The organism is Shinella fusca, assembly GCF_014203155.1.
GTDB lineage: Bacteria > Pseudomonadota > Alphaproteobacteria > Rhizobiales > Rhizobiaceae > Shinella > Shinella fusca.
In genome coordinates this window covers 62066-86295 of the sequence record NZ_JACHIK010000007.1, presented here as the reverse complement: position 1 = coordinate 86295, position 24230 = coordinate 62066, and the positions used below count along the sequence as shown (strand labels likewise).

Genomic DNA, 24230 nt, shown 5'->3' with positions numbered 1-24230 from the left:
GAAAACCATGCCCAAGGCCGAGCTGCACTGCCATATCGAGGGCGCGACGCCGCCGGCCCTCGCGCTGGCGCAGGCGGCGCGCTACGGCGTCGACACCTCCGCCTTCATCCGGAACGGCGAATATGCCTGGCACGACTTCACCAGCTTCGTTCAGAGCTACGACGCGACCGCCAACCTCTTCCGCACGGAGGAGGACTATGCGCTGCTCGCCGAGACCTATCTTGCGGAAATCGCCGAAGCCGGCGCGATCTACAGCGAGCTGATCGTCTCGCCCGACCAGGGCGATGCCGTCGGCATCGGCGCGGACGCCTATGTGCGCGGCCTTGCCGAGGGCGCGGAGCGGGCAAAGGCGAAGACCGGCATCGAGACGCGGCTTCTCATCGTCGGCATCCGCCATTTCGGCCCGGAGCGGGTGGTGAAGGCGGCCGAATATGCCGCGCGCCGGCCGCATCCGCTCGTCACCGGCTTCAACCTTGCCGGCGAGGAGCGCATGCACCGCGTTGCCGACTTCACGCGGGCCTTCGACATCGCCCGCGACGCCGGCCTCGGCATCACCATCCATGCCGGCGAGCTCTCCGGCGCCTTCAGCGTGCGCGACGCGCTCGACCATGTCCGCCCCTCGCGCATCAGCCACGGCGTGCGCGCCATCGAGGACGGCGATCTCGTGAAGCGGCTGGCGGACGCGGGCACGGTGCTGGAGGTCTGCCCCGGCTCGAACGTCGCGCTCAAGGTCTTTACCGATTTCGAGAGCCATCCCCTGAGGGCGCTCCATGCGGCGGGCGTGCGCGTCACGCTCAATTCGGACGACCCGCCCTTCTTCCACACCTCGCTCGCCCGCGAATACGAGGTCGCCTCCACGCTCATGGGCTTCAGCGACGATGAGATCCTCGGCATGACGCGGACGGCCATCGAGGCGGCCTTCGTCGACGAGCCGACGCGGCAGAGGCTGCTTTCCGCCCTCTAGGACCGATCGACATTCAGCTCAGGCCGAGCCGAAAATGGTGGTTTTCCGGGACCCGAAGCGCAGCGTACTTTCGGTACGTGAGCACCGGAAGCCCGGGAAAGCGCCATTTGCAGGCCGGATTGGGCTGAATGTCGATCGGTCCTAGCTGGGGATGTTGGCGGCGCGCGGCTCTCTTCACTTGCGGGGGGCCGCCGTTCCGTGGAAAAAGAGGCGTTTACTCAGTTCCGGAAGGTTGGCCATGGACGGCGTCACAGTCATCGATCACCCGCTCGTGCAGCACAAGCTGACCATCATGCGCAAGAAGGAGACGTCGACGGGCAGCTTCCGCCGGCTGCTGCGCGAGATCTCCACGCTCCTCTGCTACGAGGTGACGCGCGATCTCGAATTGACGACCGCGCGCATCGAGACGCCGCTGGAGGAGATCGACGCGCCGGTCCTCGAAGGCAAGAAGCTGGTCTTCGCCTCGATCCTGCGCGCCGGCAACGGCCTGCTCGAAGGCATGCTGGAGCTGGTGCCGTCGGCCCGCGTCTCGCATATCGGCGTCTACCGCGACCACGAGACGCTGGAGGCGGTGGAATATTTCTTCAAGGCGCCCGACAGCATCGCCGAGCGCCTCGTCATCGTCGTCGACCCGATGCTGGCGACCGGCAATTCGGCCATCGCCGCCATCGACACGCTGAAGAGCCGCGGCGCGACGAACATCCGCTTCCTCTGCCTGCTCGCCGCGCCGGAAGGCATCAGGAGCTTCCGCGCCCATCACCCGGACGTGCCGGTCTACACCGCCTCCATCGACCGCCAGCTCAACGAGAAGGGCTATATCGTGCCCGGCCTCGGGGACGCGGGAGACCGCATGTACGGCACGAAATGACGAAGGCCGGCTTTTGATGGCGCGGCAAGGTCAAGCGCTCCAGCCGGCCACAAGCTGCGGTTAGGCAGACAAAGCCACGGCGTCAGCGCCGGCGGGTATGCGCATCGGCGATGACGGATCGGTTGCTGCACGCCATATTGCCTCGACGACATCGGCCGATCGGGTGCATTCCGCGTACTGCTGCTGCTCCCATGCGGCGAAGACGCCCGCGACGACCGAGGCATAGGCATCAGGAAAGCCGCCTTGGCGCTGCACGCGGGACCGGGCGGTGTCGCCGAAGCGCGTGTCCGGAGCGCGCCCCGGCAATACAATCCGGACACGCACATTGAATGGTGCGAGTTCCAACGCGACGGATTCCGTGAATGCGTTCACCGCCGCCTTGCTGGCGGTGTATATCGAGAGCAGCGGTAGCGGCTTCAGCGTCACGCTTGAACTGACATTGACAACAACCCCGTCCCCGCGTTCTCTGAATTGAGGCAATACCGCCCGGGTCATCGCGATCGTTCCGAACGTGTTCGTTTCGAAGAGATCGCGCATCGTTTCGATGGACGTCCCTTCGGCTGCGTTCAGCCAACCGATGCCTGCGTTGTTCACCAGCACGTCGATCGGACCGGCCGCATCGATCGCCCTACGGATGCTCTCGGGATTTTTCACGTCCAATGCGACAATCTTCAGGTTCTCCGAACGCGGCAGGATGCCTTCATCGGGCGTCCGCATCGCCGCCACGACTTTCCAGCCGTTCTCGAGGAAGAATTTTGCGGTGTCCCGTCCGAACCCGGACGAGCAGCCGGTGATGAAAACAGACTTCATATTCGTTTCCCGTGCCTGAATTGATCGTGTCAGGGTAGACGGGGCGGGCAGCATCTTCCATAATGGAAAATCCGGCATTTATTATCGAGAGTACCGTTTTGAGCGACCCCTTGGCAGAAATCGTCGCCCTGTTGCAGCCGGGCGCGCCCTATTCCAAGGTCGTCAGCGGCGCCGGCGCGTGGCGCGTCGAGCGCGCGGAAACGGGGCAGCCGTTTTATTGCGTGATCCTGGAAGGGGCCTCGCGTCTTGCGGTGTCGGGCAACGAGGCGCTTCTTCTTCAGCGCGGAGATTTTGTCCTTATTCCCGCAGCCTATTCCTTCAGCATGTCGGGCCTTGAGAAAGAGAGCGAAACAGGTATCGACCCGCTGACCGTCACCATGCTTCCCGCAGAAACCAGACACGGAAATCCAGGCGGCCCCGTCAACGCGCGGCTGCTCGTCGGGCACTTCACCTTCGGATCGCCGGACGCGACGTTGCTGGTCTCGCTGATGCCGCAACTCGTGCATATCCGCGGCGATCAAAGACTTTCGTCCATCGTTCAGCTTCTGACCGACGAAGCCCGCGCCGAGAGGCCCGCGCGGGAGATGATCCTGGCGCGCCTGCTGGAGGTCCTATTGCTGGAAGCCCTGCGCTCTACAGTCGGCGAAACCGCACCGCGCGGAATTCTCCGGGGACTGGGCGACCGCCGTCTGGTGACCGCCATCCGCCTGTTGCATGAAGACCCCGGGAAAGAGTGGACCGTAGAGCAACTGGCCCGTGAGGCGGCGCTTTCCCGCTCGGCCTTCTTCCATCGGTTCCGCCGCGTGATGGGCCTTACCCCGATCGAATACCTGACCTCATGGCGCATGGCTCTCGCCAAAAACCTGCTCGGGCGAGGAAACGCGGGAATGCACGAGATAGCCGAGCAGGTCGGCTACGGTTCCGCCAGCGCCTTCAGCACGGCCTTCACCCGTTTTGTCGGGTTGCCGCCATCGAAATACGCCGAACAACGGATTGCCGATACCCCCCGGCAACCGACGTTCTAGCCGCCCTTTCCTTTTCAGGCCTTGCCCGATTCCCAGCCGAGCATCGCGCGCTTGCGCGTGAGGCCCCAGTGATAGCCGGTCAGCGCGCCGCTCTTGCCGAGCGCGCGGTGGCAGGGCACGACGAAGGAGATGGGGTTGCGGCCGACCGCCGCGCCCACCGCGCGCGAGGCGGTCGGCTGGCCGAGCTTTTCGGCGATGGACGAATAGGTGACGGCGCAGCCCATGGGGATGCGCAGCAGCGCCTCCCAGACGCGGACCTGAAAATCCGAGCCGATCAGCACGACACGCAGGGGCGCCTTCGGGTCCCAGCGCTTCGGATCGAAGATGCGTTCCGCATAGGCGGCGGTCGCCTCGACGTCCTCGACGTAATGGGCGTTCGGCCAGCGGGAGGCCATGTCCTCGAAGGCATCCATGCCGTCCGGCTCGTCGGTGAAGGCGAGGCCGGCAAGGCCGCGGTCGGTGATCATGACGAGCGCGCCGCCGAAGGGCGAGGGGTGCAGGCCGTAGCGGATCGTCAGGCCCGCCCCGCGCGCCTTCCATTCGCCGGGCGACATGGCCTCGTGCGTGACGAAGAGGTCGTGCAGGCGGCCGGGGCCGGAAAGCCCCACCTCGAAACTCGTCTCCAGGAGCGGCAATTCCTCCTGGCGCAGGAGCCGCTTGGCATGGTCGAGCGTGACGGCCTGCAGGAAGGCCTTCGGCGAGAGGCCGGCCCAGCGGGTGAAGGTCTTCTGGAGCTGTGTCGGCGACTGGCCGAGCCGGCCGGCGATATCGTCCAGCCCCGGCTGCTCGCGATAATCCTCCGTGATCATCTCGATGACCCGGCGGACGGTCGAGTAGTCGTCGCCTTCGGGCGTGATGTCGGTTTTCAAGGTCGCGGCAATGTTCATCGGTTTTCTCCTGTGCCGCCAGAAAAGCACGCCGCCAACGCGCCCGCCACCCGTTTCCTGCACGCCTGCTAGTAGCCGCGTTTTACCCGCGCGAGTGCGCCTGAAAAGGCGGAAGCGAAGCGCTCGCGGTCGTCGAGCGGCAGGAAAGTGCCGACATCGGTCTCATGCCCGCTGCCGCGCACATGCATGGCGGTGATGCCGATCTTCGGCTTGCGCGAGACGAGGAAGCGCGCCCAGAACGGGTTGAAGACGTGCTCCGTCTCCCGGCCGGACGGGCTGATCTTGCGGATCGAGATGTTGGTGCGCGAGAGCGAGACGATCTCGCGGGCCTTCGCCGCCCGGTTGTTCAGCCAGAAGGCGCCGAAGAGGATGAGGAAATCCGCGCCGAAGAACAGGACGATCGGCCAGGCGCCGGACAGCAGGAAGACGGCCATGTGCGCGACGCTGAGCGCACCGGCGATAAGGAAGAACACACGGTGCCCGTTGCGCCCGAGCGAGCGGTAGGGATGCAGCTCGGCGGAGAAGACCGGACGGTCGTTCATCGAGAAGTCGGCGTTGCCTTGCGTCATGACCAATGACTATAGAAGCATCATGGAAAACGGAAAGACCAAAAAGAAAACGCCTGCCGCCGCAAGGCCCCGAAAGGCGCCGGCGCGGCCGAAGAGCCTCTATTCACAGGATGAGCTCAAGGAGATCTTCCGTCGCTTCTCCATCCAGCGGCCGGAGCCGAAGGGCGAGCTGGAACATGTCAATCCGTTCACGCTGGTCGTCGCCGTGGCGCTCTCCGCCCAGGCGACCGATGCCGGCGTCAACAAGGCGACGCGTGCTCTCTTCAAGGTCGCCGACACGCCGGAGAAGATGCTGGCGCTCGGCGAGGAGAAGGTGCGCGACTACATCAAGACGATCGGCCTCTACCGCAACAAGGCCAGGAACGTCATCGCGCTCAGCCGGATGCTCGTGGAGAAGTTCGGCGGCGAGGTGCCGCGCACCCGCGAGGAGCTGGTGATGCTGCCGGGCGTCGGCCGCAAGACGGCGAACGTGGTGCTTTCCATGGCCTTCGGCCAGGCGACGCTTGCCGTCGACACCCACATCTTCCGCATCGCCAACCGGCTGCGCCTTGCCCCCGGCAAGACGCCGGACGAGGTGGAGGAAAAGCTGATCCGCATCATCCCGGACGAATATCTCTACCACGCCCACCACTGGCTGATCCTGCACGGGCGCTACTGTTGCAAGGCACGCCGGCCGGAGTGCGAGCACTGTGTCATCGCCGACCTCTGCAAGTCGCCGGAGAAGACCTCAGACGTGCCCGCACCGCTCGTCGAGCTGCCGCCGCAGGCCGTCGGGGCTACGGACTGACGGAGGAGGCCGTAAAACCCGGATCCTTGCGGGAAAGCGCCTTGTGGAGATGCACCATCAGGCCGGCGGCGAAGAGCGGCGTCAGGAGGTTGACGACGGGGATCGCGAGGAAGGCCGCAATCATGAGGCCGGCAAGAAGGACCGTTGCGGCATGCTTGGCGCGGAAGAGGCGCGCTTCTTCCGGCGGGCGGTGGCGCATCGCCGCGAATTCGAAGAATTCCCGGCCGAGCAGGTAGCCGTTGACGACGAAGAAGGCGACGAGGTTCACGCCCGGCACGAACAGCAGGAAAAGCGCAAGAAGGTTGCCGGCGATGACGATGCCGAGGAACTTCACCGAGCCGAGGATCGCCGGGCCGAGCGGCAGCGCCGTGCCGGGCTCGTCGGCCGGATAATCGCGCTTCTCGATGACCTCGGCAACGTCGTCGAGGAAGAAGCCGGCGATGATCGCCGTCACCGGCGCAAGCAGCAGCGCAAGGCCGAGCGCCAGCCCGATGCTGGCGAGGATGCCGAAAATTAAGGTGAGCCAGCCGGCCCATTGCGGCAGGTCCGGCACGAGCACGCCCTGGAGCCACGGCCAGGCGAAGGCGATGAAGCTTTCCCGCAGCGCGAACCAGACAATGACGAGGGCAAGCACGGTGAGCCCGAGCACCTTCCAGAAGACGCGCCGCGTCTCGGGAGCGAAGAGATTGGCGAGCGAAAGCCGCGCGGCATCGAGGATCATCGAAAACTCCTGTTCGACCAGCATATGGGATGCGGAAAAGCGGCCGGCAAGGCAGGCAGCGGCAGTCTCCATTAAGCGCGTGTTAAACCGCCGCTTCTAGACTCCCGCGCACACATGCCCGCAACCGCGCGGGCCAAAAATCAGGGAACTGTCATGCGCAATGTCCGGATCAGCAGGCTCCTGCCCGCGCTCTTCCTTCTGATGGTGGTCCTCGGGGGCCTTCAGGGCGTCGTCGCCTTCCGCTCGCTCTCGGCGATGACCGGCTCGATCGAGCGGATCGGCAGCGAACGCATGCCGCAGCTAAGCGGCATTCTGCAGCTCAGCCACGCCTTCTCCGATCTCAACGCCACCTATTCCGAGCACCTCTTGTCGATGGATCCCGACGAGATCGGCCGCATCGAGGCGCGCATCAAGGAACGGGCGGACGCCTTTGCCGGCATGGTCGATTCCTACGCCGCGGCCAATGCCGGCGATGCGGACGCGGCCGCCGAGATCGACGGCATCAAGGCGGCGCTGAAGACCTATCTCGACGAATCCGCAAAGCTGATCCAGTTCTCCGCCATCGCCGCCAAGGGGCCGGCTCTTGAGGTCTACAAGGGCCCGATGCAGGCGAGCGCCGACGCGATCACCGCCTCGCTCAACGACCTCGTCGCCCGCACGCAGAAGGTGACGGAGGAAACGATCCTCGACGCCCGCGCCGAGGAGGGCTCCGCCTTCCTGCTCACCTGGGCTTCGCTCGCCGCCGCCATGGGCATTGCCATCGCCGCGATCTTCCTCGTCAACCGCCGCGTCGTGAAGCCGCTCAACGGCCTTGCCGGCGCCATGAAGCGCCTTGCCGGGGGCGACACCGCCGCCGCCATTCCCCATGCCGACCGCACGGACGAGATCGGCGACATGGCCGGCACCGTCGCCGTCTTCCGGGACAATGCCGCCGAACGCCAGCGCCTCGAGCGCCAGGGCGAGGACGACCGGCGCCGCGCCGACGGCGAGCGCCAGGCCCGCGAGGCCGAGCGCACGCGCGACAGCGGCCGCGTGCAGGAGGCCGTCGCAAGCCTTGCCGAGGCGCTCGGCAAGCTCGCCTCGGGCGACATGACCTGCCGCATCGAAAAGCCGTTCGACGGCGATCTCGACCGCCTGCGCGAAGACTTCAACGCCTCCGTCTCGCGCCTCAGCGACGCGCTGCGCGAGGTCGGCGAGAACGCACGGGCGATCGATGCCGGCGCCAGCCAGATCCGCGCCGCCGCCGACGACCTGTCGCGCCGCACCGAGCAGCAGGCCGCCTCCGTCGAGGAGACCGCCGCCGCGCTCGAGGAGATCACCACGACCGTCAAGGATTCCACCAAGCGGGCGGAAGAGGCGGGTGCCCTCGTCGCCCGCACCCGTTCGGGCGCGGAAAAATCCGGCGAGATCGTGCGCCGCGCCGTCGCGGCCATGCAGGAGATCGAGAAGTCCTCCAGCGAGATCACCAACATCATCGGCGTGATCGACGAGATCGCCTTCCAGACGAACCTGCTGGCCCTCAACGCCGGCGTCGAGGCTGCCCGTGCAGGCGAAGCCGGCAAGGGCTTTGCGGTCGTCGCGCAGGAAGTGCGCGAACTCGCCCAGCGCTCGGCGCAGGCGGCAAAGGAGATCAAGGCGCTGATCACCACCTCGGGCGAACAGGTCAAGAGCGGCGTCTCGCTCGTCGGCGACACGGGCCGCGCGCTCCAGACCATCGTGACCGAGGTGCAGGAGATCAACGGCCACGTCCAGGCCATCGTCGAGGCCGCCCGCGAGCAGTCGACCGGCCTTCAGGAGATCAACACCGCCGTCAACACCATGGACCAGGGCACGCAGAAGAACGCCGCCATGGTCGAGGAGACGACGGCGGCAAGCCACGGCCTCGCCTCGGAAGTGCAGGCGCTGAACGCGCTGATCGGCCGCTTCAATGTCGGCGCCGGCGCGGCAGCCGGCCGCACGATGCATGCGCCGCACCTCCACGTCGTGCCCGCCGCCCCGACGCCGCCTGCCATGGCCGCACCCGAACCGAAGGTCGCCCGCAAGTCCCCCGGCCAGTGGAACGTCAAGCCCGCCTCGAACACCTCCCGCCCGGTCGGTTCCCCGGCCCTCGCCCTCAGCGAAAAGCTCGCCGGCGCGCTCGGCGTGCGGCAGGAGACGGGTGCGGAAGGGAACTGGGAAGAGTTTTGAGGCTGGCGGAGAGAGCCGGCATACGCCTCGCCGGTTCTCCCGGCACACGCTTTCTTTTCGTCATGGTCGGGCCTGACCCGACCATCCACGCTCCAGGCGCGGCGCTGGATCCTCGGGTCAAGCCCGAGGATGACGACAGAGGGCGAGACTGGAACCGGCGCTAGACCGCCCCCTCTTCCGGCGGATAGACATGCGTCATGCCGCGAAAATCGCGCAGGCGGAAGCAGCCGTCGTCGGCCTCCTCGACGGCCATGGAATCCGCTCGCACCTTGCCGTGGCCGCCGGGAATGTCGAGGATATAGGCCGGCTGGCAGAGGCCGGAGATACGGCCGCGCAGGCTCTCGACCAGCGCGCTGCCCTCAGCGAGCGTGAGGCGGAAATGCGCGGTGCCGGGCGCAAGGTCCGGATGGTGCAGGTAATAGGGCTTTATCCGGTTTTCGACGAAGGTCCGCATCAGATCGGCGAGCACCGCCGCGTCGTCGTTGACGCCCCTCAGCAGCACCGTCTGGCTGATCATCGCGATGCCGGCATCGACGATGCGGGCGATGGCGGCGCGGGCCTCGGCGGTGAATTCGCGCGGATGGTTGGCATGGAGCGCCAGATAGGTCGCCTTGCCGGAGGCCTTCAGGGCCTCGACCAGCGCGGCGTCGATGCGCGCGGGATCGACCACCGGCACGCGGGTGTGGAAGCGCACGACCTTGACATGCGGGACGGCGGACAGCCGCTCCATGATGGCCTGCAGGCGGCGCGGCGAAAGGACGAGCGGATCGCCGCCTGTCAGGATCACTTCCCAGATTTCCGGCCGCCCGGCGATATAGCCGATGGCCGTATCGAGCGCCTTTGCCGAGAGCGTGCCGAGCCCTTCCGGCCCGACCATCTCGCGGCGGAAGCAGAAGCGGCAATAGACCGGGCAGACATGCACGGCCTTCAGGAGCACCCGGTCCGGATAGCGGTGCACGATGCCCTCGACCGGACTGTGCGCGAGGTCACCGATCGGATCGGCGCGTTCCTCCGGCAGGGTGGTGAGCTCGGCCGCGTCGGGGATGAACTGGCGGGCGATGGGATCTTCCGGATCGCCGCCGTCGATCAGCGAGACGAGCGCGGGGGTGACGGCGACGGCATAGCGCGCGGCGACGGCGGCCATGCCGGCCTGCTTCTCCTCGGGAACGAGGCCGGCGGCGCTGAGCTCGCCGATCGTCGTCAGGCTGCGCGCGGCGGTCATGGCGCGGTCTCCGCGACGGGCGCCCACAGCACCTGGTCGATGCGCGAGGCGCCGGTCGCCAGCATGACGAGCCGGTCGAAGCCGAGCGCGATGCCGCTCGCCTCCGGCATCGCGGCAAGGGCGGCGAGGAAATCCTCGTCGAGCGGATAGGTCTCGCCGTAGACGCGGGCCTTCTCCGCCATTTCCAGCTCGAAGCGGCGGCGCTGCTCGGCCGCGTCCGTCAGCTCGCCGAAGGCATTCGCCAGTTCCACGCCGCAGGCATAGAGCTCGAAACGCTCGGCGACGCGCCGGTCGTGCGCGGCGGGGCGGGCAAGCGCCGCCTCGGCCACGGGATATTCGCAAAGGATGGTGGCGCGGCCGAAGCCGAGCGCCGGTTCCACCTTCTCCACCAGCACGCGGCTGAAGAGGTCGGCCCAGGTATCGTCTTCCGCAACGCGAAGACCCGCCGCCTGCATGGCGGCGGCAAGGCGGCCGCGATCCGTCGCGCCGTCCGGCTCCAACGTCGAGAGGAGGTCGATGCCGGCATGACGACGGAAGGCCTCGGCCACCGTCAGCCGCTCCGGCGGGAGCGCGGGATCGCAGGTTGCGCCGCGCCAGACGAGCATCGGGGCGCCCGCCACCTCGGCGGCAAGCGCGAGGATCAGCGCGCAATCCTCCATCAGCACGTCATAGGCCTCGCCCGCGCGATACCATTCCAGCATGGTGAACTCGGGATGGTGCAGGGGCCCGCGCTCGCGGTTGCGGTAGACATGGGCAAAGCAGGCGATGCGCTTTTCGCCTGCGGCCAGCAGCTTCTTGCAGGCGAATTCCGGCGAGGTGTGGAGATAGAGCGGCGTCTTCGTGCCGGCATGGCCGATGGCGGCCGTCTCGAAGGCGTGCAGGTGCGCCTCGTTGCCGGGCGAGACCTGGAGCGTCGCCGTATCGACCTCGATGAAATCGCGCATGGCGAACCATGCCCTGAGCGCCGCCTGGATGCGGTTCCTTGCAAGCAGGAACGGCCGGCGATCGGCATGGACGTCGGGCGTCCACCAGGGCGAGGGCTTGCGGTTCATGGCTTTTCCGTGACGGTTTCTTCGGCCTTACCGGCGGTAAGTCTGGTCTTTTGCCGGAATATAGGATAGTTGCGGCCCCGAAAACGCTTTTTCCAGCGCTCGGGAAGACGCCTTGCGAGGGTCCTCTACGACGCGATCCATTCAGTTACAAGGAAGACTTATGGTAAAGATCATCGCTTCTTCCGTCCGCAAGGGCAATGTGCTCGACGTCGACGGCAAGCTCTATGTCGTGCTGACGGCGCAGAACTTCCATCCGGGCAAGGGCACGCCGGTCACCCAGATCGACATGCGCCGCATCTCCGACGGCACCAAGGTCTCCGAGCGCTACCGCACGACCGAGCAGGTCGAGCGCGCCTTCGTGGAAGACCGCGAGCACAACTATCTTTACGAAGACGGCGACGGCTACCACTTCATGAACCCGGAGACCTACGACCAGCTCACCATGTCCTCCGAGGACATCGGCGACCTGAAGGTCTATCTCCAGGAAGGCATGACCGTGGTGCTCTCGGTGCACGAGGGCATCGCCATCGCCATCGACCTGCCGCGCCACGTCACGCTCGAGATCGTCGAGACCGAGCCGGTCGTCAAGGGCCAGACGGCCTCCTCCTCCTACAAGCCGGCGATCCTCTCGAACGGCGTTCGCACGCTGGTGCCGCCGCACATCACGGCCGGCACGCGCGTCGTCATCGCGACGGAAGACGGTTCCTACGTGGAACGCGCCAAGGACTGACGAAGCGGTTCAGGCGGCCCCTCATCCGCCTGCCGGCACCTTCTCCCCGCAAGCGGGGTGAAGGAAAGGATGCACAGGTTGTCCACAAATCCCTTCTCCCCGCTTGCGGGGAGAAGGTCGCGGCAGCGGGATGAGGGGCTGCCCCGGTCTCCTCACCTTCCAGGAAGGGAATCCCCCTCATGACGACATTCGACGTGCTGACGGTCGGCAACGCCATCGTCGACATCATCGCGCGCTGCGACGACAGCTTCATTGCGGACAACGGCATCATCAAGGGCGCGATGAACCTCATCGACGCGGAGCGGGCGGAACTGCTCTATTCGCGCATGGGCCCGGCGCTCGAAGCCTCCGGCGGCAGCGCCGGCAATACGGGCGCGGGCGTTGCGAGCTTCGGCGGCAGGGCCGCCTATTTCGGCAAGGTCGCGAGCGACCAGCTCGGCGACATCTTCATCCACGACATCCGCGCGCAGGGCGTCCATTTCGAGACGAGGCCGCTCGCGGGCACCCCGCCGACCGCCCGCTCGATGATCTTCGTGACGCCGGACGGCGAGCGCTCGATGAACACCTATCTCGGCGCCTGCGTGGAGCTCGGCCCGGAGGACGTGGAAGAGAAGGTCGTCGCCGAGGCCAAGGTCACCTATTTCGAAGGGTATCTGTGGGACCCGCCGCGCGCCAAGGACGCGATCCGCGAATGCGCGCGCATCGCCCATGCCCATGGCCGCGAGATGTCGATGACGCTTTCCGACAGTTTCTGCGTCCACCGCTACCGCGGCGAATTCCTCGACCTCATGCGCTCGGGCACGGTCGATATCGTCTTCGCCAACAAGGCCGAGGCACTGGCGCTCTACGAGACGGACGATTTCGAAGAGGCGCTGGCGCGCATTTCGCAGGACTGCCGGCTTGCCGCCGTGACGATGAGCGAGGAAGGCTCCGTCATCCTCTCGAAGGGCGAGCGCACGAAGGTGGACGCGATCAGCGTGCCGAGCGTCGTCGACACGACGGGCGCGGGCGACCTCTATGCCGCCGGCTTCCTCTACGGCTATACGGCCGGTCGGTCGCTTGCCGATTGCGGCCGGCTCGGCAGCCTTGCCGCCGGCCTCGTCATCCAGCAGGTCGGCCCCCGCCCGCTGCTGTCGCTTGCGGAAGAGGCCCGCAAGGTCGGCCTTATTTGAAGGCTTCGCCCGGATAGGCGCCCCATATCTCGGCCTGCGCGACCCATCCGCTCGTGCCGTCCACCTCGGCGCGGCACCAGTCGCCGTTGCATTCGCCGACCTTGACGACGACGCCCGGCTGGAGCCTGGCGACGACGGCGCTGTTGGAGGAGGCCTCGCGGCGCATGTTGACGAAGATATCCTCGCCCTTGCCGCGCATCCACGGCGCGGTCAGGGCGGTGCGCTCGCCGGAGAGCAGCGCCTGGTTGACCCAGCCCTCCGTGCCGTCCGCATCGCGGATGCGGCGCCAGTTGTCGTATTCCTGGACGATCTCCACCGGGACGCCGGATTTGAGATAGCGCCAGGCCACCGCATAGTCGACGCTGGGGCCGACGCGCAGGTTGACGCTTTTCGCCTTGAGGCTGACGAAGCGGGGCAGCGGCAGGCCGCTCGGCCCCTTGGCCGCCTGGGCATGGGCGAATTCGATGCCCGCGACGGAAACGAGGATGCCCGCGAGGGCGACGAGGCTGAGACGCACGACGAGGTTACGCATGGAAAATCCGCACTAGACTGAAAAGGGCATCAGGCTGCCGGGCCGGTCAGCGGTGGCAAATCGCCGGAACCGCCAAGAGGGCGGATTGTCTTCGCGACCGGGTCTGGTAGAAAATGCCCCTGATGAAGCAATCCTTGCCCAACTTGGTTAAGGACCCGTCAACAGGACGCCGGAACATCCCATGACGCAGAAGAAAAAACCGAAGGTCTACATCACCCGCCGCCTGCCCGAGGTGGTGGAGACCCGGATGCGCGAGCTGTTCGACGCCGAACTCAACATCGACGACACCCCGCGCAGCCAGCCCGAGCTCGTCGCCGCGGTCAAGAGCGCGGACGTGCTGGTGCCGACGCTGACCGACCGGATCGACGCCGCGCTGATCGAGCAGGCCGGCCCGCAACTGAAGCTGATCGCCTGCTTTTCCAACGGCGTCGACAATGTCGACGTGGAGGCGGCCGCGCGAAAGGGCATCACCGTCACCAACACGCCGAACGTGCTGACCGAGGACACGGCCGACATGACCATGGCGCTGATGCTCGCCGTGCCGCGCCGGCTTGCCGAGGGCGCGCGCATCCTCACCGACCGCAAGGGCGAATGGGCCGGCTGGTCGCCGACCTGGATGCTCGGCCGGCGCATCTCGGGCAAGCGGCTCGGCATCGTCGGCATGGGCCGTATCGGCACGGCCGTCGCCAAGCGCGCCAAGGCCTTCGGCCTTTCCATCCACTACCACAACCGCAACCGCGTGCGCCCGGACACCGAGGACGCCTTGGAGGCGACCTACTGGGACAGCCTCGACCAGATGCTCGCCCGCGTCGACATCGTCTCGGTCAACTGCCCGTCGACGCCCGCCACCTTCCACCTGCTCTCGGCCCGGCGGCTGGAGCTGATGCAGCCGACGAGCTACATCGTCAACACGGCGCGCGGCGGCATCATCGACGAGGCGGCGCTGATCAAGTGCCTGCGCGAGGGCCGCATCGCCGGGGCCGGCCTCGACGTGTTCGAGCACGAGCCCTCGGTCAACCCCAAGCTCCTGAAGCTCGCCGCCGAGGGCAAGGTCGTGCTGCTGCCGCATATGAGCTCGGCGACGATCGAGGGGCGCATCGACATGGGCGAGAAGGTGGTGATCAACATCCGCACCTTCTTCGACGGCCACCGCCCGCCGGACCGCGTGCTGCCGGGGCGGGTATAGGCGGCCGTGCCGCTTACACCCGCAAAATTCAATCAGCCCTTCCGCCGCCGGTATTTCAGCGTCTCGAACCGCGCCGCCAGCCCGTCGTAGAGCAGCAGCCGGCCGACCAGCGGCTCGCCGGCGCCCGTGACGAGCTTGATCACTTCCATCGCCATCAGCGTGCCGATGACGCCCGTCAGCGCGCCGACGATGCCGGCTTCGGCGCAGGCGGGCACGACGCCGGGCGGCGGGGCGGACGGGAAGAGATCGCGGTAGCCGGGGTTCAGCGTGCCGTCCGGGCCGGCCTCGTAGGGCTTCAGTACCGTCAGCGAGCCGTCGAAACGGCCGACGGCGCCGGTGACGAGGGGGATGCGCGCGGCCTCGGCCGCGTCCGCAGACGCATAGCGCGTGTCGAAATTGTCCGAACCGTCGATGAGGAGATCGTAGCCGGCAAGGAGGCGCGGCGCGTTTTCCGCCGTCAGCCGCTCGGGCATGCCGGAAAAGCGCACATGCGGGTTGAGCCGGGCGACGGCGGCTTCGGCGCTTTCGATCTTCGCCGTGCCGAGGCCGGCGGTGTCGTGGATCACCTGGCGCTGGAGGTTGGAGAGCGAGACCGTGTCGTCGTCGAGGACGCCGATATGGCCGATGCCGGCGGCGGCGAGATACTGGATGACCGGCGCGCCGAGGCCTCCGGCGCCGACGATCAGCACATTGGCGGCCTTCAGCTTCTGCTGCCCCGCCCCGCCGATCTCGGCGAGCACGATGTGGCGGCGGTAGCGGTCGATCTCTTCGGGGCTCAGGGGATCGGTCATGGCAGGATGCCTCCGTTCGCGACGGTGAGGAATTGCGCACGCTCGCCCAGCGCATCGAACATCGCCCGGTCCGTGCCGGTCATGAAGGCCTGGCCGCCGAGCGCGTCCACCCGGTCGAACAGCGCCGCGCGCCGGCCTTCGTCGAGATGGGCGGCGATCTCATCGAGCAGCAGCACCGGGGCATGGCCCGTTATGCCGGTGACGAGCCCGGCATGGGCGAGGATAAGGCCGACGAGCAGCGCCTTCTGCTCGCCCGTCGAGCAGCGCTCGGCCTCCATGTCCTTCTCACGGTGGCGGATGAGGAGATCGGCGCGGTGCGGCCCTTCCAGCGTGCGGCCGGCAGCCGCATCGCGGTAGCGGCCCTCCTGCAGCAGGGCGAGGTAGATCTCCTCGATCTCGTAGGCCGGCCGCTGCCACTCCTCGTCGAGGAAACCGGAAAGGCGCATGGTGGCGGAGGGGAACGGCCCGTCGTCGCGCGCGGCCTCGACGAGGCCGGAGAGGAGGCTGACGAGCTCGTGGCGGGCATGGGCCATGGCAATGCCGAGCTCGGCCATCTGCCTTTCCAGCGCCGTCAGCCAGGCGGGGTCCGGCCTTCCTTCGGAGAGCAGCCGGTTGCGGCCGCGCATCGCCTTCTCGAAATCCGCCGCCCGGCGCCCGTGGCCCGGATCGAGCGAGAGGACGAGGCGGTCGAGGAAGCGGCGGCGGTCGGCCGAGGGGCCGGTGAAGAGCCCGTCCATCGACGGCGTCAGCCAGAGGACGCGCAGGTGCTCCAGCAGTTCGTCGACCGTCCGTGCCGGCGTGCCGTTGAGGCGGAGCTTGCGCGCCTGGCCGTCCTCGCCGCCTTCCGTGCCGGTGCCGATATCGACCTCGCCCATCATGCCGTCGACCGTGGCGAAGACGGAAAAACCGCCCTCGCCCCCGGCGCGCGGCACGTCGCCATAGGCCGCGCGGCGCAGGCCCCGGCCGGGCGAGAGGAAGGAGACGGCCTCCATGAGGTTCGTCTTGCCCGCCCCGTTCTGCCCCGTCAGCACGACATGCCGGCCGTCGAGCGCAAGCGACAGGCCCGCATAGTTGCGGAAATCCGTGAGCTTGAGGCGGGAGAGGGAGACCTTGTGCGGCATGGGCTGAGAGCTAGAGTATTCGTGGGGATCGGGCAACAGCAAAGCCGGAACGGCATCGCGCGGACGGGCGGGCGGTTGCCGGCGCGGGCGGGAGGCGGTAAGCGGAGGGCCCGCCCGCGCCTTGCGTCCTCCCCTCCCAGCCAGCAGGTCCTCCGCCTTGTCCTCTTCCCCCCGTCCCGTCTTCGACCGCAGCTTCGCCGCCTTCCTCTTCGACATGGACGGCACGATCATCAACTCCATCCCCGCCACCGAGCGGGTGTGGACGCGCTGGGCGCTGAAGCACGGGCTGGACGTCGCCACCTTCCTGCCGACCATGCACGGCGTTCGCGGCATCGACACGATCACGCGGCTCGGCCTGCCCGGCGTCGATCCCGTGACGGAAGCGAAGGAGGTGGAGATGGCCGAACTGGAGGACGTGGACGGCATCGTGCCGATCGACGGCGCGATCGCCTTCCTTTCCGCCCTTCCGGCCGGGCGCTGGGGCATCGTCACCTCCGCGCCGGTGGCGCTTGCCCATCGCCGCCTTGCCGCCGCCGGCATCCCGCTGCCGACCGTCATCGTGACGGCCGACGACATCACGAAGGGCAAGCCCGCGCCGGACGGCTATATCCTCGGCGCCGGAAAGCTCGGCGTCGACCCGGCCGACTGCCTCGTCTTCGAGGACGTGCCGGCCGGCATCCTGGCGGGCGAAGGCGCGGGCGCCCATGTCGCGGTGATGACGGCGACGCACCACCACCCGATCGAGACGAGCCATCCGCGGCTGAAGAGCTACGAGGGCGTCACGACCCGGGTGAACGCCGACGGGACGCTGGTGCTGCTGCAAGGCGATAATTGAAGCCTCAGGGCTTGATGCCGGACAGCACCGCATCGACCACCGCGTCGATCTCGGCATCGGAAACGTCCAGCCGCTCGGTGAGCAGCCGCCCCCAGGCGAAGCTGGAGAGCAACTCGGGGACCAGCGTGGGCGCCACGTCCGCCCGCACCTCGCCGCGCGTCTGCGCCTTCTCGATGATCCTGCCGCTCTGTTCGCGCCGCTCCGCCATATAGGCCGAAAGCGCGGCAAGCGCGGCGGGCTCGCCCTGCGCCTTGGCGACGAGGCTGCGGAAGACCTCGCCGCTGCCGCCCTCCCGCCATGTCTGCAACAGGCCGGAGAGATAGGCGCGCAGGTCGTCGCGCACATTGCCCGTGTCGGGGTGAATGAAATTGATGCGCTTGCGGTTGTGGTAGACGTCGAACAAAAGGGCGGCCTGCGAGGGCCACCAGCGATAGATCGTCGGCTTGCCTGCGCGCGCGCGCCGCGCCACCGCCTCGATGGAGAAGCCGCCGAGCCCGTTTTCCAGAAGCACCGCCTCCGCGGCCGCGAGAATCGCGTCCTGGCTCGCCGGATTGCGCGTTGCGCCGATGGAGCGGCGGGCGGGGCTGGCTTCGTCTGTCTCGGTCATGGCCTTTTCCTTTTTCCCGCTTCTAGCACGGAAAGGGCTTGAACGGAACGTTTCGTTTCTATATAAACGAAACGTTCCGTTTTTATAAAGGTTGCTCCCATGACCAGTCCCGCTCCCCGCAAGCTCTCGAAACTGCACCTCGCGCTCGCCCTGCTCCTGCCGGTCTATCCGCTGATCACCGCGATCCTCTATATCGTGCTGCCGCTCACCGACGGCTGGACGACCTGGCAGCGCACGGCGCTCATCGCACCGATCATGGTCTTCGCGATGGTCTTCGTCATCACGCCCTTCGTGCAGAAGCGCTTTGCGAACTTCATCCTGCGCGCGGCATGAAAAAAGCCGGGGTGCTCTGCACCCCGGCTCCATCTGGAAGACGCGTCCCGAAGGTGTTCACCCCTCGAAGAACTCCTTCATCCGCGCGAAGAAACCGGCAGATTCGGGGTTGTTCTCCTTGGAGGAGATCTCCTCGAATTCCTTCAGGAGCTCGCGCTGGCGCTTGGTGAGCTTCTGCGGCGTCTCGATCTGGATCTGGATATAGAGGTCGCCGACCTGCGCGGAGCGCAGCACCGGCATGCCCTTGCCCTTCAGGCGGAACTGCTTTCCGGCCTGGGTGCCTTCCGGCACCGAGACGCGCGACTTCGTGCCGTCGAGCGTCGCCACGTCGAAGGTGCCGCCGAGGGCCGCCGTCGTCATCGAGATCGGCACGGCGCAGTAGAGGTCCGCCCCGTCGCGCTGGAAGAACTCGTGCGGCTTGACCGACAGGAAGATGTAGAGGTCGCCCGCCGGCCCGCCGCGCAGGCCCGCCTCGCCTTCGCCGGCAAGGCGGATGCGCGTGCCGTCCTCGATGCCGGCCGGGATGTTGACCGACAGCGAGCGCTCTTCCGTGACGCGGCCCTGGCCGTGGCACTTCGTGCAGGGGTCGCTGATCGTCTGGCCGCGGCCGTGGCAGGTCGGGCAGGTGCGCTCGATGGAGAAGAACCCCTGAGCGGCGCGCACGCGGCCGGCGCCGTGGCAGGTGGCGCAGGTCTTGGGGCTGGTGCCGGGCTTGGCACCCGAGCCGGAACAGACGTCGCAGGTGATCGACGTCGGCACGCGGATCTGCGCGGTCTTGCCGGCATAGGCCTCTTCCAGCGAGATCTCCATGTTGTAGCGAAGATCGCCGCCGCGCTCGCGCCCGCCCGAAGAGCGCCGCTGGCGCCCGCCGCCCATCATCTCGCCGAAGATGTCCTCGAAGATGTCGGAAAAGCCGCCGCCACCGAAACCGCCGCCGCCGAAGCCGCCGCCCATGCCGCCCTGCTCGAAGGCCGCATGGCCGTAGCGATCGTAGGCCGCGCGCTTCTGCGGGTCCTTCAGCATCTCGTAGGCTTCGTTGACGTCCTTGAACTTCTGCTCGGCGGAGGCATCGCCCGGATTCTTGTCGGGATGGTATTTCATCGCCATCTTGCGGAAGGCGCTTTTCAGCTCCTTCTCGTCGGCGGTCTTGGAGACACCCAGCGTCTCGTAAAAATCAGCTTTTGCCATTCGGGTCACGTCCGTTTCGCGGGAACGGTCTTGTTATTGCGGAACTGCCTTGCGCTACACATGCGAAAAGGCGGAAGCCGGGGCGAAGGAAAGGCCATGATGTCGCCACCGCGGTAAACGGGAGTGATCATGGTGCCTTGTTTCCCTTCGCGCTGACTTCCGCCTTTTTGCTATCCGTTGCACCGGCCGCGCCATGCGCGGCCGGCAGTTCAGGAGGCTTTAGGCCGACTTCTTGCGGTCGTCGTCGTCCTTGACTTCCTCGTAGTCGGCATCGACGACGTTGTCGCCGGCCTCGTCCGTGGAGGCGCCGGCCTCGGCCTGCTGCGCCTCGTAGATGGCCTGGCCGAGCTTCATGGAGACTTCCATGAGCGTGTTGGTCTTGGCCTTGATGTCCTCGGCATCGGGCTCGGAAGCCTCGACGGCGGTCTTGAGGGCGGCAATCGCATCCTCGATGGCCTTGCGGTCATCGGCGGAGACCTTGTCGCCATAGTCCTTCAGCGACTTCTCGGACGAGTGGACAAGGCTTTCGGCCTGGTTCTTCGCCTCGACGGCCTCGCGGCGCTTCTTGTCGCTTTCGGCATTGGCCTCGGCGTCCTTCACCATCTTCTCGATGTCGGCGTCGGAGAGGCCGCCGGAGGCCTGGATGCGGATCTGGTGCTCCTTGCCGGTGCCCTTGTCCTTGGCCGAGACCTGCACGATGCCGTTGGCGTCGATGTCGAAGGTGACTTCGATCTGCGGCATGCCGCGCGGGGCCGGGGCGATGCCGACGAGGTCGAACTGGCCGAGCAGCTTGTTGTCCGCAGCCATTTCACGCTCGCCCTGCGAGACGCGGATGGTCACGGCCGACTGGTTGTCCTCGGCGGTCGAGAAGGTCTGGCTCTTCTTCGTCGGGATCGTCGTGTTGCGCTCGATCAGACGGGTGAAGACACCGCCCAGCGTTTCGATGCCGAGAGACAGCGGGGTCACGTCGAGGAGGAGGACGTCCTTGACGTCGCCCTGCAGGACACCGGCCTGGATGGCCGCGCCCATGGCGACCACTTCATCCGGGTTCACGCCCTTGTGCGGCTCCTTGCCGAAGAGCTGCTTGACGGTTTCCTGCACCTTCGGCATGCGGCTCATGCCGCCGACGAGGACGACTTCGTCGATCTCGCCCGCCGTGACGCCGGCATCCTTGAGGGCTGCCTTGCAGGGCGCGACGGTGCGCTGGATGAGGTCGTCGACGAGCGCTTCGAACTTGGCGCGGGTCAGCTTCATCGTCAGGTGCTTCGGGCCGGAAGCGTCCGCCGTGATGAACGGCAGGTTGATTTCCGTCTGCTGCGAGGAGGACAGCTCGATCTTGGCCTTTTCGGCAGCTTCCTTGAGACGCTGCAGGGCGAGCTTGTCGTTCTTCAGGTCGATGCCCTGGTCCTTCTTGAACTCGGCTGCGAGATATTCGACGAGGCGCATGTCGAAGTCTTCACCGCCGAGGAAGGTGTCGCCGTTCGTCGACTTCACCTCGAAGACGCCGTCGCCGATTTCCAGGACCGAGATGTCGAACGTGCCGCCGCCAAGGTCGTAGACGGCAATGGTCTTGCCGTCCTTCTTGTCGAGGCCGTAGGCAAGCGCTGCAGCCGTCGGCTCGTTGATGATGCGCAGCACTTCGAGGCCGGCGATCTTGCCGGCGTCCTTGGTGGCCTGGCGCTGGGCGTCGTTGAAGTAGGCGGGAACCGTGATGACGGCCTGCGTGACCTTCTCGCCGAGATAGGATTCGGCGGTTTCCTTCATCTTCTGAAGGATCATCGCGGAGATCTGCGAGGGGGAATAATCCTTGCCCTGCGCCTCGACCCAGGCATCGCCGTTGTCGCCCTTGACGATCTTGTAGGGAACGAGGCCCTTGTCCTTCTCGACGGTCTTGTCGTCGTAGCGGCGGCCGATGAGGCGCTTGACCGCGAACAGGGTGTTTTCCGGGTTGGTGACCGCCTGGCGCTTGGCCGGCTGGCCGGTCAGCCGCTCACCGTCGTCGGTGAAGGCGACCATGGAAGGCGTGGTGCGCGCGCCTTCGGCATTTTCGATAACCTTGGCGTCCTTGCCGTCCATGACGGCGACGCAGGAATTGGTGGTCCCGAGGTCGATACCGATTACTTTAGCCATGTCATTCTCTCCTTCAAGCGAACTGCCGGAACCCATTCAGGCATTCGTTCGGCAGCCCCTAATGGTATGGTCTTCCAGAAAGCCGAGGGGCAAACCCTTAGCTTTGCGGCGTATATAAGGAGCCCTCCGGACGACTGCAAGACATCGAAGGGCCGCAAGGCGCGCAAAATCAGCGTTCCGGCCGCGATGCGGCACGCTCCGCCGGCAATGTGGTGGGCTTCCTGACGGGCGTCAAGACGGCGCCGGGCGTCAGCCTCCGAGAAGAACGTCGAGAAGGGTCGTGCGGTGGGTGCCGGTTTGCCGCCGGCTGCCGACATCGGCCGGCGGCACGAGCCCGTCGTCCACCGCCACGGCGCCGCCTTCGCCGGTCGCCACCGCCGCGCCGGTGTCGGTCGGCCGCTCCTCGGTGCCGAGCGTGCGCGAGATGATGTCGAAGAGCTGGTCGCCCTCCGGCGCCGGCCTCGTATCCTCGTTCGCGGGCGTCTGGCCGATGCCCGTGCCGAAGAGCGGCGAGGGCGAAAGCCCCTTGTGGGCGGCGATCATGAACTGGCTCCAGGCCCTCGCGGGCAGCCCGCCGCCCGTCACCTGCCGCATCGACTTGCCGTCGTCGTTGCCGAACCACACGCCCGTCGTCAGGTTGGACGTGTAGCCGACGAAGAGCGCGTCGCGGAAGGACTGGGTCGTGCCGGTCTTGCCGGCGGCCTGCCAGCCGGGGATGCGGGCGTTCTTGCCGGTGCCCTCGGTGATGACGCGCTCCATCATGCCGTTCATCATGGAGACGATCTCCGGTGAAAGCACGCGCGGCGGGTTGTCGTAGGTGTTCTCGTAGAGCACCTTGCCGTCGGCGGTCGAGATGCGGCGGATGATGTGGGGCGTCGCCTTGTAGCCGCCGTTCATGAAGGGGGCGTAGGCGGAGGTCAGCTCCACCAGCGTCACCTCCGAGGTGCCGAGCGCGATGGAGGCGTTCGCCTGCAGCTCCGATTCGATGCCGAGCCGCTTGGCAAGCTTGACCACCTCCGACGGCCCCACCTCCATGACGAGCTGGGCGGCGATGGTGTTCAGCGAATGGGCGAGCGCGTTGGCGAGCGTCACCTCGCCGCGGTATTTCTGGTCGTAGTTCTCCGGCGTCCACTTGCCGATCTTCACAGGCGCGTCGTTGCGCACGGAGAGCGGCGAGCGGCCCTGTTCGAGCGCCGTCGCATAGACGAAGGGCTTGAACGCCGAGCCCGGCTGGCGCTTGGCCTTCGAGGCGCGGTCGAACTGGCTGTCGGCATAGTCGCGCCCGCCGACCAGCGCCCGGATCGCGCCCGTGCCGTCGATGGAGACGAGCGCGGCCTGCGAGGCGTTGAGCTTGGCGCCGTCCTTGTCGAGCGTCGCCTTGATGGCCTCGTCGGCCTTCTTCTCGAGGTCGAGGTCGATCGTCGTGTCGATGACGAGGTCCTCGGTGACGTCGCCGATCATGCCGGGAAGCTGCGACATGACCATGTCGGCGGCATAGTGCTCGGCGCCGGACCAGTAGCGCTTGGCGCGCGCCGGCGTCTGCGACATGGCGGTCTTGATCTCGGCGTCGGTAACGTAGCCCTCCTCGCGCATCGCGCCGAGGACGACCTGCGCGCGCGCTTCCGCCGCCTCCGGGTCGCGGGCGGGCGAAAGGCGCGACGGCGCCTTGAGGAGACCGGCGAGAACCGCCGCCTCGCCGAGGTTCACGTCGCGCGCCGACTTGTTGAAATAGCGCCGCGAGGCCGCCTCCACGCCATAGGAATTGGAGCCGAAGAAGACGCGGTTGAGATACATCGCAAGGATCTGGTCCTTGGTGTACTTGTGCTCCAGCCAGAGGGAAAGCAGCACCTCCTGCACCTTGCGCTCCAGCGTGCGCTCGGGCGAGAGGAACATGTTCTTGGCGAGCTGCTGCGTCAGCGTGGAGCCGCCCTGCACCGTGCGGCCCGAGGCGATGTTGGTGATCACCGCGCGGGCAAGGCCGAGCGGATCGATGCCGAAATGGGAATAGAAGCGCCGGTCCTCGATGGCGATGACGGCCTGCGGGATATAGGGCGACATGTCCTCCAGCGAGAGCGCCTCGCCGCCGGTAAGGCCCCGGTTGGCGATGATGGCGCCGTCGACCGCGAGGATCTTGACGTTCGGCGGACGGGCGGGAATGGCCCAGCTCGTGGCGCTCGGCATGCGTGCGCCGTAGTAGAGCACGAGCCCGCCGACGCCGATGGCGCCCCAGATGCCCAGCACGATGCACCAGTAGAAGAGCCTGCGCACGAGGCCGAAGAAGCCAAGGGAGGGTTCTCGCCGACGGCCGGCGCCGCGCCTTCCGCGGGAGGCCTTCGCCGGCTTGCCCCGCCCCTTGCGCCCGCCGCCGCCGGTCACGCGATCGTCGGCGCCGACGTGGAAATCGTCGTCCTCGCGCCCTTCGCTTTCGTGGAAGGACGGTTCGATGCGCTGGGATTTTCGGTTGCCTGCCATAAGCGGTCGGATGAGCCCTCTGGGAATATGCCCGTCCGGTG

At 67.1% G+C, this 24230-nt stretch carries 23 protein-coding genes; 10 read left to right on the top strand and 13 right to left on the bottom strand.

The annotated features are described in order from the left end of the window. Positions 1–7 precede the first annotated feature (7 nt). Complete coding sequence (locus HNQ66_RS12005; protein ID WP_210308751.1) at positions 8–964, top strand: adenosine deaminase; 957 nt, start codon at positions 8–10, stop codon at positions 962–964. Positions 965–1202: 238 nt separating this feature from the next. Further along, complete coding sequence (gene upp, locus HNQ66_RS12000; protein ID WP_184144390.1) at positions 1203–1832, top strand: uracil phosphoribosyltransferase; 630 nt, start codon at positions 1203–1205, stop codon at positions 1830–1832. A 60-nt stretch (positions 1833–1892) separates the two neighbouring features. Here upp and HNQ66_RS11995 read toward each other — a convergent pair whose 3' ends face one another. Next, on the bottom strand, positions 1893–2642 hold the full coding sequence (locus HNQ66_RS11995) for an SDR family oxidoreductase (RefSeq protein ID WP_184144389.1): 750 nt from the start codon (positions 2640–2642) through the stop codon (positions 1893–1895). Between the two features lie 98 nt (positions 2643–2740). On the opposite strand from HNQ66_RS11995, the gene HNQ66_RS11990 reads away from it, so the two are divergent. Beyond that, complete coding sequence (locus HNQ66_RS11990; RefSeq protein ID WP_184144541.1) at positions 2741–3667, top strand: AraC family transcriptional regulator; 927 nt, start codon at positions 2741–2743, stop codon at positions 3665–3667. Between the two features lie 14 nt (positions 3668–3681). Here HNQ66_RS11990 and HNQ66_RS11985 read toward each other — a convergent pair whose 3' ends face one another. Further along, the gene (locus HNQ66_RS11985; RefSeq protein WP_184144388.1) at positions 3682–4554 is read right to left on the bottom strand and encodes a methylated-DNA--[protein]-cysteine S-methyltransferase; all 873 of its coding nucleotides are present in this window, start codon (positions 4552–4554) and stop codon (positions 3682–3684) included. 68 nt (positions 4555–4622) lie between these two features. Further along, on the bottom strand, positions 4623–5123 hold the full coding sequence (locus HNQ66_RS11980; RefSeq protein WP_184144387.1) for a DUF2244 domain-containing protein: 501 nt from the start codon (positions 5121–5123) through the stop codon (positions 4623–4625). A gap of 22 nt (positions 5124–5145) precedes the next feature. On the opposite strand from HNQ66_RS11980, the gene nth reads away from it, so the two are divergent. After that, complete coding sequence (nth, locus tag HNQ66_RS11975; protein ID WP_184144386.1) at positions 5146–5910, top strand: endonuclease III; 765 nt, start codon at positions 5146–5148, stop codon at positions 5908–5910. Here nth and HNQ66_RS11970 read toward each other — a convergent pair. Next, positions 5900–6631: a sulfate transporter family protein gene (locus tag HNQ66_RS11970; protein WP_184144385.1), complete on the bottom strand. Its 732-nt coding sequence runs from the start codon at positions 6629–6631 to the stop codon at positions 5900–5902. The two genes, nth and HNQ66_RS11970, sit on opposite strands and share 11 nt — an antisense overlap. Positions 6632–6784: 153 nt before the next feature. Between HNQ66_RS11970 and HNQ66_RS11965 the strand changes: the two genes are divergently transcribed. Next, positions 6785–8818: a HAMP domain-containing methyl-accepting chemotaxis protein gene (locus HNQ66_RS11965; protein ID WP_184144384.1), complete on the top strand. Its 2034-nt coding sequence runs from the start codon at positions 6785–6787 to the stop codon at positions 8816–8818. 160 nt (positions 8819–8978) lie between these two features. On the opposite strand, the gene HNQ66_RS11960 is transcribed toward HNQ66_RS11965, so the two are convergent. Together HNQ66_RS11960 and epmA are read right to left on the bottom strand one after the other, a co-directional pair. Further along, entirely contained in the window at positions 8979–10040 is a 1062-nt protein-coding gene (locus HNQ66_RS11960) for a lysine-2,3-aminomutase-like protein (protein WP_184144383.1), read from the bottom strand. After that, entirely contained in the window at positions 10037–11092 is a 1056-nt protein-coding gene (gene epmA / locus HNQ66_RS11955) for an EF-P lysine aminoacylase EpmA (protein WP_184144382.1), read from the bottom strand. Before epmA ends, HNQ66_RS11960 begins: the two co-directional genes overlap by 4 nt. A 160-nt stretch (positions 11093–11252) precedes the next feature. Here epmA and efp point away from each other — a divergent pair, with 160 nt between their 5' ends. Together efp and HNQ66_RS11945 are read left to right on the top strand one after the other, a co-directional pair. After that, positions 11253–11822: an elongation factor P gene (gene efp, locus HNQ66_RS11950; protein ID WP_184144381.1), complete on the top strand. Its 570-nt coding sequence runs from the start codon at positions 11253–11255 to the stop codon at positions 11820–11822. A 179-nt stretch (positions 11823–12001) separates the two neighbouring features. Then, positions 12002–12994, top strand: coding sequence for an adenosine kinase (locus HNQ66_RS11945; protein ID WP_184144380.1), 993 nt, complete (start codon positions 12002–12004; stop codon positions 12992–12994). Here HNQ66_RS11945 and HNQ66_RS11940 read toward each other — a convergent pair. Further along, the gene (locus HNQ66_RS11940; protein WP_184144379.1) at positions 12987–13526 is read right to left on the bottom strand and encodes an SH3 domain-containing protein; all 540 of its coding nucleotides are present in this window, start codon (positions 13524–13526) and stop codon (positions 12987–12989) included. The genes HNQ66_RS11945 and HNQ66_RS11940 overlap by 8 nt on opposite strands. Before the next feature lie 181 nt (positions 13527–13707). On the opposite strand from HNQ66_RS11940, the gene HNQ66_RS11935 reads away from it, so the two are divergent. Then, positions 13708–14712, top strand: coding sequence for a 2-hydroxyacid dehydrogenase (locus tag HNQ66_RS11935; RefSeq protein WP_184144378.1), 1005 nt, complete (start codon positions 13708–13710; stop codon positions 14710–14712). A 32-nt stretch (positions 14713–14744) separates the two neighbouring features. Here HNQ66_RS11935 and moeB read toward each other — a convergent pair whose 3' ends face one another. Together moeB and recF are read right to left on the bottom strand one after the other, a co-directional pair. After that, a complete protein-coding gene (gene moeB / locus HNQ66_RS11930; protein ID WP_184144377.1) occupies positions 14745–15503 on the bottom strand; it encodes a molybdopterin-synthase adenylyltransferase MoeB in 759 nt (252 codons plus the stop codon). Then, positions 15500–16624, bottom strand: a complete 1125-nt coding sequence (gene recF / locus HNQ66_RS11925; RefSeq protein ID WP_184144376.1) for a DNA replication/repair protein RecF — start codon at positions 16622–16624, stop codon at positions 15500–15502. The genes moeB and recF overlap by 4 nt, the downstream gene beginning before the upstream one ends. Positions 16625–16781: 157 nt before the next feature. Between recF and HNQ66_RS11920 the strand changes: the two genes are divergently transcribed. Then, a complete protein-coding gene (locus tag HNQ66_RS11920) occupies positions 16782–17459 on the top strand; it encodes an HAD-IA family hydrolase (RefSeq protein WP_246434290.1) in 678 nt (225 codons plus the stop codon). A 4-nt stretch (positions 17460–17463) separates the two neighbouring features. On the opposite strand, the gene HNQ66_RS11915 is transcribed toward HNQ66_RS11920, so the two are convergent. Further along, positions 17464–18066 (bottom strand): TetR/AcrR family transcriptional regulator, encoded by a 603-nt coding sequence (locus HNQ66_RS11915; protein ID WP_184144375.1) that lies wholly within the window; start codon positions 18064–18066, stop codon positions 17464–17466. A gap of 99 nt (positions 18067–18165) precedes the next feature. On the opposite strand from HNQ66_RS11915, the gene HNQ66_RS11910 reads away from it, so the two are divergent. After that, entirely contained in the window at positions 18166–18399 is a 234-nt protein-coding gene (locus HNQ66_RS11910; protein WP_184144374.1) for a putative antibiotic biosynthesis monooxygenase, read from the top strand. A gap of 57 nt (positions 18400–18456) precedes the next feature. Here HNQ66_RS11910 and dnaJ read toward each other — a convergent pair whose 3' ends face one another. From dnaJ to HNQ66_RS11895, 3 genes are all read right to left on the bottom strand, one after another. After that, a complete protein-coding gene (dnaJ, locus tag HNQ66_RS11905; protein WP_184144373.1) occupies positions 18457–19587 on the bottom strand; it encodes a molecular chaperone DnaJ in 1131 nt (376 codons plus the stop codon). Positions 19588–19806: 219 nt separating this feature from the next. Then, positions 19807–21717, bottom strand: a complete 1911-nt coding sequence (gene dnaK / locus HNQ66_RS11900) for a molecular chaperone DnaK (protein ID WP_184144372.1) — start codon at positions 21715–21717, stop codon at positions 19807–19809. A 249-nt stretch (positions 21718–21966) separates the two neighbouring features. Next, positions 21967–24189 carry a transglycosylase domain-containing protein gene (locus HNQ66_RS11895; RefSeq protein ID WP_184144371.1) on the bottom strand — a complete coding sequence of 741 codons (2223 nt, stop codon included), beginning with the start codon at positions 24187–24189 and terminating at the stop codon, positions 21967–21969. Positions 24190–24230: the final 41 nt, after the last annotated feature.